This is a genomic window from Pseudoalteromonas sp. 0802 (assembly GCF_013350085.1).
Classification (GTDB): Bacteria; Pseudomonadota; Gammaproteobacteria; order Enterobacterales; family Alteromonadaceae; genus Pseudoalteromonas.
Genome location: NZ_JABVXE010000005.1, coordinates 152,906 through 163,843 on the forward strand (window position 1 = coordinate 152,906; position 10,938 = coordinate 163,843).

The window sequence follows — 10,938 nt, forward strand, 5'->3', positions numbered from 1 at the left end:
TCCTAGTTAGTTCTTTGTAATAGCGAGCGTGCACATTGTTGCGAGAGATAAATAAAAAAGCCATATACACATCTTATTTTTAATTGAACGTAAGCGCATACAGCTATTTTATTAATTATAAATGACAATTTGAAGGTTGCCTCACAACTTCTATTATTTCCGTTGTAGAGATAGAGGGAGTACGCTCTAAATAAGTTACATCACAAAGTTGGCTAAATTGATCAAATCGACCAGCCCAATCGTCTCCCATAACAAGTAAATGGGCTTGATGATCTTTGATGTACTCACCTTTTAATTCTAGAGAATGCTCTACAAATACCTCATCGACACACTTCAATGAACTAATAATTTTCAGCCTATCAGCTTCACTATATACGGGCTTTCGACCTTTCTTAGAGAAGTTTAGTTCATCGGAAGATACACCTACAATCAAATAATCTCCTAACGCTTTAGCTCGCTCTAAAATATTGATATGTCCCACATGAAAAATATCGAACGTGCCAAATGTAATTACCCGTTTCATTGATGCTCCTCTAAATAAGATACAATTCTCTTTGCAGAGTGACCATCCGTAATACCTGCCAGCTTGTAAACTATTTCTTTTCTTTTTTCTTTAAATTCAGCTGGTTCAATAAAACTTGAACTTAATAACTGCTTTAAATCTTTATAACTTCCTGCACGAATACATAGCTCATTGAAGTATTTGATATCTTCATCAAGTCGAGCTTTTAACCTATAAGAAAAAATACCTCTGTAAGACCAGCGCAGCTTATAGAAATCACACCAGATAACAGGCTTTTCTAATGCTGCAAACTCAAATATGGCTGACGATGCATCAGAAATCATTATATCAGCAAGTTCTAAAAAAGGAGTAAGGTCAAAATCGAACTCATTAGCAAGGTAAACATTCTTAGCGCTAGCCCACTTCTCAAGCTTTAGGCGTTGTTTTTTATATTTTTTCTTAAACAAACTAAAGAAATGAGGCTTAACGATAATATTAAATTCATCAAAATGCTCAGGAAAATCATCGCTAAAACATTCTAAAGAACTTGGATAAAAAGTAGGTGCATACAGCAAGGTTTTCTTTGTTGGATCTAGGCCTAAGTTTTTGAGGTTAATAGTACCTAGAGTCTGATTAAAAATAGGGTCTAATTTTGCATAGCCACTATCAATAAAGTTACCTTCGGGGTAAAGCGCTCTTAAACGTTGCAGTCGATGTTCACCTTCAACAAACCGTACTGTCATTTTGTTGTTCGATACGTCGTAATAACACTGTTTTGGGCCTATCCCATGCTGCATCAGTACAGTCTTTTTATTTAAATCCTCAGCACCTGCGAATGTATTGCCAAATACGACCCAATCTGCATCTGAGTTCTGATAAAAGTCAAAGGTTTCACTTGTGTTTGTTAACCACTTTGCAACTATTGCATTTTTATCTATAAAGTCACAGCATACTGCACGACTGCGCTCATCTTGTTCTTTGTAGAAAACCATTGAGACTTTGTGGCCTTTTTCTTTTAACTCCTTTAAAACAGGCAGGTATTGTGGAATATAATATAGATGTTGAACATCAAAATATAACTGCATCATTTACAACTTAATAACTTAAATCAATAGCTATTGTACATAAATTACATTTTTGTTTCAGCCCACAATTAAAGTTTATATTAGCTAAATATCAATTACCTCAGGGCGCAGCGGTGCTAAGCGACTCAGAATCTTATTTTGTACCGTTTGAGGGATCTGTTGTTCGTCCATAGCATTAATCAAAAGCTCTACCACACGGTTAAAGTCTTTTTCGGGGATGTTCATTCCCGTGTGGATATCAACCATATTGTCGCCTTTGTATTCACAAGGGCCGTCGGTGACGCTACACAAGTGAGTGATAAAGCCTTGGCGAAAATGGGCAACATTCGTTTGTTTAAAATAAGCTAAAATTTGTTCGTCACGGCCTATTTGATTAATAAAACTATCAACCAGCTTTTCAACTCCTTGCTCACCATTAACTTGCTGATACAAGGTGCTATTGTTGCTACTCGCACAACCAACTAACATAGCGGCAAATACAAATATAAAAAGTGTTTTCATCATTACCAATACCCTGTTACAGAAAGATACCAACCTGTTTGCTCCTCAGCCCCAGCAATACTTCCTAAGTCTAACCAAGCTGCGGTCACACTAACATGCTTGTTAGGGAACCAAGCAACAAACACATCCTGCCAATCTTGCTCTCCTAAGCCAAGGTTATTGGACTTTTCACGATACTCAACACCCACAGCTATTTGATGGGTTAAAAACACTGCAGTAGATGCTTCAAATAACAATTCTTTATCGCTATCAGGGCCGCCAAAGCCTAACAAGCCTAGTTGATTAGCATCACTATAACGAAAGGTGGTGTTCCAAAACCAGTTATACCCAGCAAGCGCCCCTAAGTGTAATTTACTGGCAGCAAGATAAATATCGGTACCGCTGGTATCTTTGGCGCCGAGTAAGTTTGCGATACTGCCGTCATCCAGTGATTTATGTTGTACACCCAAGCTCAACTGCGGCCATTTACTGTAAACGATATCACCGTATAAGCGCACTTTTGCACCTGTAACTGATTGCTCAATATCGGTATTTAATGCCGGAACTTCGAAGCGTTGCTCTGCGTAACTAAATTCAACGCGATCATAAATATTTAGCTGCGCGCCACAAACATCTAAGCGGTAATCGCTCACATCTGCACGGCTGCAAAAACCATTTATTGCTATTTCATCATCACTTGCATAGCCTGCAAGCTGCGCCCAAGGGACAATACCACCACCCGCGCTACCTTCAACCTGTGAGACACCGGGCGTTGCTAATAATTTACCCGATGCAGCTAATCCTGAACTTGCAAAACCGATACAAGCCAGACAAAACAACCAATTAAGACGCTTCATTGTACACCTCTAACCACTGCAAAAACTGCTCTGATTTTAGTGGCCTACTTAAATAATACCCTTGTGCATAATCGCATTTATTTTGCACTAAAATATCCAGTGAATTTTTGTTCTCAACCCCTTCAGCAACAACCGAAAAGCCCAGCTGATGACCTAGAGTAACCGTAGATTGCACTATGTATTGATCTTGACGAGACTGATCTAATTGCAAAATAAAACACTTATCAAGTTTTAGCTCATCAATCGGTAATGACTTTAAGCGCCCAAGCGATGTTTGCCCTACACCATAGTCATCCAACGAGATTTTAACCCCCAAGGTTTTGAGGTTTTCTAGCGCCTTAATACCTTGCTCTTCGTTCTCAATCATATCGCGTTCTGTAAGCTCAATTGTGATCAAGCGCCCATTAACAGCATGTTTTTCTAACTGTTTAGCAAGGTGTGAGTAAAAGCTTGGGTATGCAATATCTTGCGCAGAGACATTAATCGCAGCCTGCATAGTAATACCTTGCTGTTGCCATGCTGCAACTTGCGACACTACGGTTTTAACAACCCAAGAAGTTAACTCAACAATCACCCCCGATTGCTCTGCTAAATCAATAAACAGTTCAGGTGAAACCCACTGACCGTCTTTGCGCTGCCAGCGGATTAACGACTCAACTTTATCAATGCTATTAGTTTTAATATTTAGTTTTGGCTGATAGGTCATGAACAGCTGACCGTCATCATCAACAAGGGCTTGCTTAAGTTCATCAATTATTGCTAGGCGCTCAAGATGTTCTTCGTCTTCACCTTCTTGATAATAATGAATAGTTTTATGCTCGCAAGATGCAGTATCAACAGCAATTAACGAGCGACGCATTAAATCCTCAGGGCTGACATTTTGCGAAAGGCAATGCACCACACCAACACTAAAGCGTAACGTAATGTTTAAGCCTTGAATTAAGTAGCCAGCCTGTAACTGAACAACTAACTTCATTACCGCATCTTTAAATTGTTTCGTTTCATCGGCTGGCAATAAAGTTAAAAATTCGTCACCGCCAATCCGGGCATTAACACCATTATGATGAGCTGAGTATTCACCAATACGCTCAGCAACCGCTTTTAAACAATCATCACCAATACGCGGACCTAATTTATCATTGATATGACGAAGGCCGCGGATATCTATAGCAACCAGTGTGTACTCAGCTCCTTCGGCAAACAAGTTTTCCATATTTTCTAACATAGCAGAACGGGTATAAAAACCGGTTAATGAGTCATGGCTAGCTTGAAAACTTATTTGCTGTTCACGCTCTTTAATGTCGTTACCCATGTTGTTAAAGGCATCAATTAAAGTGGTGATCTCGCTACTTTGCTTTTTACCTACAAATTCAGCTTTATAATTGCCACGGGCAAATTGCTGTGCAAGTAAAGTAAGCTTTGAAAGCGGTGTCGTGAGGTTTTTAGCTAAGATACCACTGGTCAATACGCCTATCACAACCGTAATAGCAGCAAGCACAATAATGGTAAAAAACAGCTGTTCAAACTCACGATAACTCTGGGTTAGATCAGCACTTAATAGCACAGAAACTAGGTGTCCGGGCAAAGATGGTAGTTCAACTAGTCGGTTTCTATAGACCGGCTTTTCACCAAATATGCGCTGCGTTGTCTCGTTATTAAAATGCGCTAATACAGAAGTGCTTTGTGGTTGCTTGGGCAGCGATGTCTCTACCACACCATCCTCTTCACCAATAAAACTCACATCCATTGTAGTGAGTTTTTTAAGCTCTGCAGCAACAAGGTCGTTAATCTCGAAGCCCACTAAACTGTAGGCAACAGTTCGCGGCGCACGTACTGGCAGTAAAATAACTTGGTAAAGGGTTTGATCAAGTACAATGAAATTTGATTGTTCAGCATCAATGAGTAATTCATTCATCAATGCAGAAAACTCATCTGGCATATGATTAAATTCAGTATTTGCTGAGACCAATTGCCCTGATAAATCCACAAGCAACATCAAATCAGCGTTTATTCGGCGACTGTGGTTATTCAATACACTACTAATGGTATCAGCGTCTTGAGTAGCGACCGCTTGTTTAAAGCCAAAATCTGCGGTCAGCACCTTTGCAGCAGTTAATAGCAGGCTTTCTTTAGCGCTTAAATATTGCTTAAAAACATTTTCAGCAACATTAATATCTTCACGTAGCTTTTGATCGTTAAAGCGATTTGTCGACCACCAAGAGCTCGCTAAACTGACTAAACTAGTTAATAAAACCAGGCTTACGCATAAGGCTATGATCCGCCCTCTTAAACTATGAATCATTATCTGCCTTAAACATTTCACCAAACGTATTACGCGGTGCAGGTTCATTCGTATTAATTGTAATATCAGCGACTTGCTCAGTTACAGTGACTGATAATTTTTTATTAATTTCACTTGCTTGGTTTGGGTGCCAAATCGTTATACTAGTTGGAACAGTAATACCTTTTAATTGTACTTTACCATCCTCTGCTGTTTTTAGTGTATTAGCGCTATTTGCGACATAGATATAACCCACCATAGAGTCGTGAATATTACAGCCTAAGACTACAACCCCGGTGTTATCAAACAACTCTGGTTTTTCTGGACGGTCAGCGTAAAGCTTAATATTAAAAGGTTTAGCACTTGAAAAAGAATAAACATGATGGCGAATATTATCGCTATTAGGAAAATCAACAGACTGTCCTTGTTGTATCACCAATACATTAGGTGAAAACTGCTTATTAACCTGATCCATCACAGCAACGGGTAATTGCGTGCTCGGTAAGTTCGCATTATTTTCTAATTCGATTACAGCATCAGCCAAAGGCTTACCAAATTGATCACGAACGGTAAATGAAATATCAGCAGCGAATGCAGTTGCTGCGCTGCACAGAACTACAAAAGAACATACCGTGCGAGCACAGTGCGCAAAAAACGTCATAATTGAACCTTGCTTAGCCTAGTTTGCTAATAAGTATAGATTAATCTTAGCTTAAGTTAATGAGAGAGGGTATGAAAAGCAAGAAAAAAGCCAAGCAGTTTTACTAGAAAACCAACTTGGCTTTAATAATATTGACTTAGAGCATATCTAAGTTAAAAAAATAGCAATTAATTGTGCTTAATTAAGCCGTATTCTTTATCTAAAATAGCGATTACTTCACTACGAGGGTCGCTTGGAATAGTAATTTCTTGACCAATGATTTTACTCGCAATGCCAACGTAAGTATCAGACACTTCAAGCATCACTGATTCTGGCAAGGTGTAGTCTTTAGCAAGCTGCTCACGCTCGTCCATGCGGTCTTTATTTAATAACACATCGCTGTCTGGCACGTTATTAATTAATAACTGGCGGAAACCCTCTTTTGAGTTTTCAATGATTTTACCGTCACGGTAAGCTGGGCCATCCCAGATACGTGATGAATCAGGCGTGCCTACTTCATCAATGTAGATAAGCTTATCTGAACCATCAATGTCTTCAACATAACCAAATTCAAATTTAGTATCGACAAAGATTTGGTCAAGCTGTGCAAGTTCATCACTGATCAGCTTAAAGCCTTCAACAAGTAATTGCTCATATTTAGCGACATCGTCTTCAGACTTGAAGTTAAAAACAGATAGGTTATTGGTGATGTTTTCACGGGTAATGTTCACATCATCTACTTCAGGAATGTCAGTAACACCTGTGATAATGCCTTTCGTTGATGGCGTAATTAACACTTCATCTAGCTTTTGGTTCGCAGCTAGTCCCTCTGGTAAATCAATACCACAGAAATTGCGCGTGCCTTTCGCATAATCACGCCACATACTGCCAGTAATATATTGGCGAGCAATGGCTTCAACTTTTACAGTACTTGCTTTACGCACAATCCATACATAAGGGTGTGGAATATCAACAATATGGTTACCAGCAAGGCCTGCTTTATCAAATAACTTAAACCAATGAGATGCCACAGAGTTTAGCGCGATGCCTTTACCAGGAACACCATTTAAACCGTTTTCACCTTGCCAAATACAATCAAACGCAGAAATACGGTCAGAAATAACCATAATAGCTAGCTCAGTTCCTTTTGGAACTTGATAACCTTTGTCATTAATTAAACGAGCGCTGTCTTCATCAGTTAACCAATAAACTGAACGCACTTTACCACTGTGTACCGCACCTTTGGTACGGATCGGTAAATCATCGTTTACGTCTAAAACTTTATAGCTAGTCATGCTATCTCCGATAGTATTTGGCATGCTCTTGTGAGCACATGTATGGGATTGGGGTTATGGCCGCCTATAATAATCTAGACGCCTTGAAAGCTCAATCATTGCACTATCATCAGCAGCCTGCGGATGTAATAAAAACCATAAAAATTTAAACTTTCAGTAATTTTGCTGTCATAAACATTATTTCGCTATACTAGTGCCCTCGAAATAGGAGGTTTTCTTGGATTACTTAGCAGCTACCGCAGAAAAAAGATATTTAATGTTTATTTCGCAGAACTATTCGTACGCGATCTTACGCCCATTGCAACGGGAGATTTTAGCTCGTGGTGGTGAAGTTAAATGGTTTTTCTATGGTGATGAAGTTAATCAGAACTTCCTTCGTTCAGATGAATCGTGTTTAGAAACTATAGATGATGTAATCCAGTGGCAACCAGACATTTCATACATTCCCGGGAATGTAATTCCAAACTTTATCCCAGGAAAAAAAGTAGCTGTTTTTCACGGCTTTAATTCTGGAAAACTAAATCGAAAAGGATACGAAGATCATTTTAACATCCGAGGCTGCTTTGACCTGTATTGTACCCAAGGCCCTAATACAACTTCTAAGTTTGAGGAACTAGCTAAAAAGCATGGTTTCTTTTTAACTAAAGAAACAGGTTGGCCTACTCTAGATCCATTATTTTCAAAAATAGAAAACAATCCATACGTAGATGAAGGCGATAAAAGGCAAACTCTTTTAATTTGTTCAACTTTTTCTAGAAACCTTTCTCTTGCACCTAAATTATACGAACAAATAAAAGCGTATAGTGAGCAAGGTAAATGGCGAATTTTGGTGCAATTCCACCCGAAAATGCCAAGCGAGCTTGTTGATAAATACAAGGCTCTACAAAACGACAATCTAACCTTTGTCGAGACTGATAACGTATTACCACTATTACAAGCTGCTGATGTCATGCTGTGTGATACCTCATCTATTTTGCTTATGTTTATCTTACAAAGAAAACCTGTCGTGACTTTCTGCAACCAAGCACCCGGCGAGCACCTTATTGATGTCACAGATGTCAATAAACTAACTGAAGCGATTGATTATGCCTTCACACAGCCTGCTGAATTAATGGCGAAAATTGAGCACTTCTGCCAGCAACTGCATCCATATCAAGACGGCTTATCGAGTCAACGTGTACTTGCTGCTAGCAATGAATTACTATTGAGCAATCCTGTACTTAAGCCGAAACCTCGTAATTTTATTCGTAATTTTAAAATGCGTAGAAAATTAAATTACTGGCGATGGTAACAATTCATAGGTCGTTATGATCACGCTTGAAAATGTGCTTTTTAAATGGCACGCAAAACAATCCGAGCCGACGATCAATATTACTAAGCTAGATATTGATCAAGGCGAACATGTTTTTCTTCACGGTCCGAGTGGTTGTGGTAAATCAACGTTATTATCATTGCTTGCTGGCGTCACAGTGCCAACACAGGGCAATATCGAGCTGCTTGGTAAAGCGATTAACCAACTTAGTAATAGTAAACGTGACCGTTTTCGTGCCGACCATATTGGCTATATTTTTCAAAACTTTAATTTACTACCTTATTTATCGCCTATTGAAAATGTGACTTTGGGTTGCCAATTTTCAAAGCAAAGGCAAAAAAACGCATTAAAAAATAGTGCAACAATAGCCGCTGAAGCAAGCCGCTTACTGAGTGCTTTAGGACTAAATGATAACTTGCAACATCAAGCAGTTGCAAAGCTGAGTATTGGTCAGCAACAAAGAGTTGCCGCAGCGCGAGCCTTTATTGGCAGCCCTGAAATTATCATTGCAGATGAACCTACCTCAGCACTTGACACACAAAATCGCCAAGCATTCGTAAAATTGTTATTTGAGCAGGCAAGCGCAGCAAATAGCACGCTAATTTTTGTTAGCCATGATGAAACATTACAAACGCTATTTACCCGCAGTATCAGCCTTGTTGAGTTACAAGGAGGCACAGATGCTACTCATTAAACTCGCCACAAAAAGTTTATTAAACCGAAAGGCCAGTGCCCTACTCACCCTGTTTACCATTGCTATCAGCGTAATGTTATTGATGTCGATTGAGCGGGTTCGAGTTGATGCTAAAAGTAGCTTTAGCAATACAATTTCTGGCACTGATTTAATTGTCGGTGCGCGTACCGGTGATATCCAGTTGCTGCTGTCTTCGGTATTTCGCATTGGTCATGCTAATAATGGCGTGAGTTGGAAAAGTTACCAATACATCTCTGGGCAACAGGGTGTAAAATGGGCTATTCCTATGTCGCTTGGCGATAGCCATAGAGGCTTGGCTGTACTTGGTACAAATAAAGACTATTTTGAGCACTATCGCTTTGCTAAAAAGCAGTCGTTGAGCTTTTCACAAGGTCATGAGTTTAATCACTTATTTGAGGTTGTTTTAGGTGCAGAGGTTGCCAGCAGCTTAGGCTATCAGCTAGGCGATGAAGTGGTGATTGCGCACGGCATGGGCAATACCAGCTTTCATAATCATGACGATAACCCATTTAAAGTGGTCGGTATTTTAAAACCAACGGGCACGCCTGTTGATAAAACCCTGCATATTCCACTTGCAGCAATTGAAGCGATTCATGGTGGTCATGCTCATCAGCATGAAGCCGTTCAGGCTGATGCAAATGACCACGACCACGACCACGACCACGACCAGCATGATGATGTTGATTTAGTTGGCACACCAAAGCAAATAACCGCTTTTTTACTTGGTTTTGATTCACCTCTTTATACCTTACAAGTGCGTCGTAATATTAACCAATACAAAGATGAAGCACTGCTAGCCATCATGCCGGGGGTTACCTTGCGTGAACTCTGGGAAATGCTCTCTATCGTTGAAAAAATCTTGCTATTATTTTCTATCGTCGTGGTGCTGATCAGTTTGCTTGGCATGTTAACGAGCCTGCTTTCAAGCTTAAATCAACGCCGCAGAGAACTTGCAATTTTGCGCTCTGTTGGCGCAAGACCTTGGCATATTTTCACCTTGATCAGTGTCGAATCATTACTCATTACAGGGCTTGGCTGCATTGTTGGCATCGCATTATTCTATGCTTTAATGCTACTCGGCGCAGATTACTTGCAAAGCCATGCCGGAATAAGCCTAAATATAGCCTTATTGTCATCCTATGAACTCATGCTTTTAGCTGCGATAATGGTCGCAGGCTTTATTGTTGGGTTAATTCCTGCAACCCGTGCGTATTTCTACTCTCTTGCTGATGGCATGAGTATTAAAATTTAAGGAATGTTATGCCGTTTTTTCGAAAATTCGTCGCTTTAGTCGCATTAGTTGTGTGTTCTGGAGCTAATGCTGGCGCACCTAAAGAAATCTTCTGGGAAGATTTAATTCCAAAAGGTCATGTGCAAATCGATACCCAAGCGCAAGCAAACCATGAAGGCTCTGAACAAAACTGGGTGCAACCAGACCTTGATGCACCTGTGGTAACAGAGCTTAATGGTCAATCAGTAAGTTTGCCTGGTTTTGTTGTTCCGCTTGAAGGCGACAGCGAAGTGATCACCGAGTTTTTATTGGTACCTTACTTTGGTGCTTGTATTCACGTACCACCACCGCCGCCAAATCAAATTGTGCATGTCACGATTAAAGACGGCGTACCAATCGAAAGCCTCTACGATGCGATTGTCGTGACTGGCGTTATCAGCACCGAAACCTGGTCTGGTGAAATTGCTCAAGTCGGCTATAAAATGAAAGCCGTTGGTGTAGCACCATTTGAGTTATAAGTTTTTAAAGAGCATGCTTTTG

At 39.9% G+C, this 10,938-nt stretch carries 11 protein-coding genes; 4 read left to right on the top strand and 7 right to left on the bottom strand.

Translation table 11 applies throughout. The annotated features are described in order from the left end of the window. Positions 1–115 precede the first annotated feature (115 nt). From HUS61_RS11340 to HUS61_RS11370, 7 genes are all read right to left on the bottom strand, one after another. The gene (locus HUS61_RS11340; RefSeq protein ID WP_054561010.1) at positions 116–523 is read right to left on the bottom strand and encodes an adenylyltransferase/cytidyltransferase family protein; all 408 of its coding nucleotides are present in this window, start codon (positions 521–523) and stop codon (positions 116–118) included. Next, complete coding sequence (locus HUS61_RS11345; protein ID WP_306464833.1) at positions 520–1,590, bottom strand: CDP-glycerol glycerophosphotransferase family protein; 1,071 nt, start codon at positions 1,588–1,590, stop codon at positions 520–522. Before HUS61_RS11345 ends, HUS61_RS11340 begins: the two co-directional genes overlap by 4 nt. Before the next feature lie 81 nt (positions 1,591–1,671). Next, entirely contained in the window at positions 1,672–2,091 is a 420-nt protein-coding gene (locus HUS61_RS11350) for a group 1 truncated hemoglobin (protein ID WP_371319661.1), read from the bottom strand. Next, positions 2,091–2,924, bottom strand: coding sequence for a DUF3034 family protein (locus HUS61_RS11355; protein ID WP_175082478.1), 834 nt, complete (start codon positions 2,922–2,924; stop codon positions 2,091–2,093). The genes HUS61_RS11350 and HUS61_RS11355 overlap by 1 nt, the downstream gene beginning before the upstream one ends. Next, on the bottom strand, positions 2,911–5,226 hold the full coding sequence (locus tag HUS61_RS11360; RefSeq protein WP_175082479.1) for an EAL domain-containing protein: 2,316 nt from the start codon (positions 5,224–5,226) through the stop codon (positions 2,911–2,913). The genes HUS61_RS11355 and HUS61_RS11360 overlap by 14 nt, the downstream gene beginning before the upstream one ends. Further along, positions 5,216–5,866 carry a methylamine utilization protein gene (locus tag HUS61_RS11365; protein WP_054561014.1) on the bottom strand — a complete coding sequence of 217 codons (651 nt, stop codon included), beginning with the start codon at positions 5,864–5,866 and terminating at the stop codon, positions 5,216–5,218. Before HUS61_RS11365 ends, HUS61_RS11360 begins: the two co-directional genes overlap by 11 nt. A gap of 167 nt (positions 5,867–6,033) precedes the next feature. Then, positions 6,034–7,140, bottom strand: a complete 1,107-nt coding sequence (locus HUS61_RS11370) for a phosphoribosylaminoimidazolesuccinocarboxamide synthase (protein ID WP_054561015.1) — start codon at positions 7,138–7,140, stop codon at positions 6,034–6,036. A gap of 217 nt (positions 7,141–7,357) precedes the next feature. Here HUS61_RS11370 and HUS61_RS11375 point away from each other — a divergent pair, with 217 nt between their 5' ends. The 4 genes from HUS61_RS11375 to HUS61_RS11390 are packed head-to-tail and all read left to right on the top strand — an operon-like array spanning position 7,358 to position 10,916. Further along, positions 7,358–8,431 carry a CDP-glycerol glycerophosphotransferase family protein gene (locus HUS61_RS11375; protein WP_258535990.1) on the top strand — a complete coding sequence of 358 codons (1,074 nt, stop codon included), beginning with the start codon at positions 7,358–7,360 and terminating at the stop codon, positions 8,429–8,431. Between the two features lie 16 nt (positions 8,432–8,447). Next, positions 8,448–9,146 carry an ABC transporter ATP-binding protein gene (locus HUS61_RS11380; protein WP_175082480.1) on the top strand — a complete coding sequence of 233 codons (699 nt, stop codon included), beginning with the start codon at positions 8,448–8,450 and terminating at the stop codon, positions 9,144–9,146. Beyond that, a complete protein-coding gene (locus HUS61_RS11385; protein ID WP_175082481.1) occupies positions 9,133–10,419 on the top strand; it encodes an FtsX-like permease family protein in 1,287 nt (428 codons plus the stop codon). Before HUS61_RS11380 ends, HUS61_RS11385 begins: the two co-directional genes overlap by 14 nt. A gap of 8 nt (positions 10,420–10,427) precedes the next feature. Further along, entirely contained in the window at positions 10,428–10,916 is a 489-nt protein-coding gene (locus HUS61_RS11390; protein ID WP_175082482.1) for a DUF3299 domain-containing protein, read from the top strand. Positions 10,917–10,938: the final 22 nt, after the last annotated feature.

What these genes read in the sequence shown, in the direction of transcription:
- HUS61_RS11380 (WP_175082480.1), top strand. Translation starts at nt 8,448, where the DNA reads ATGATCACGCTTGAAAATGTGCTTTTTAAATGGCACGCAAAACAATCC.
- HUS61_RS11345 (WP_306464833.1), bottom strand. Translation starts at nt 1,590, where the DNA reads ATGATGCAGTTATATTTTGATGTTCAACATCTATATTATATTCCACAA.
- HUS61_RS11385 (WP_175082481.1), top strand. Translation starts at nt 9,133, where the DNA reads ATGCTACTCATTAAACTCGCCACAAAAAGTTTATTAAACCGAAAGGCC.
- HUS61_RS11355 (WP_175082478.1), bottom strand. Translation starts at nt 2,924, where the DNA reads ATGAAGCGTCTTAATTGGTTGTTTTGTCTGGCTTGTATCGGTTTTGCA.
- HUS61_RS11365 (WP_054561014.1), bottom strand. Translation starts at nt 5,866, where the DNA reads ATGACGTTTTTTGCGCACTGTGCTCGCACGGTATGTTCTTTTGTAGTT.
- HUS61_RS11360 (WP_175082479.1), bottom strand. Translation starts at nt 5,226, where the DNA reads ATGATTCATAGTTTAAGAGGGCGGATCATAGCCTTATGCGTAAGCCTG.
- HUS61_RS11340 (WP_054561010.1), bottom strand. Translation starts at nt 523, where the DNA reads ATGAAACGGGTAATTACATTTGGCACGTTCGATATTTTTCATGTGGGA.
- HUS61_RS11370 (WP_054561015.1), bottom strand. Translation starts at nt 7,140, where the DNA reads ATGACTAGCTATAAAGTTTTAGACGTAAACGATGATTTACCGATCCGT.
- HUS61_RS11390 (WP_175082482.1), top strand. Translation starts at nt 10,428, where the DNA reads ATGCCGTTTTTTCGAAAATTCGTCGCTTTAGTCGCATTAGTTGTGTGT.
- HUS61_RS11350 (WP_371319661.1), bottom strand. Translation starts at nt 2,091, where the DNA reads ATGATGAAAACACTTTTTATATTTGTATTTGCCGCTATGTTAGTTGGT.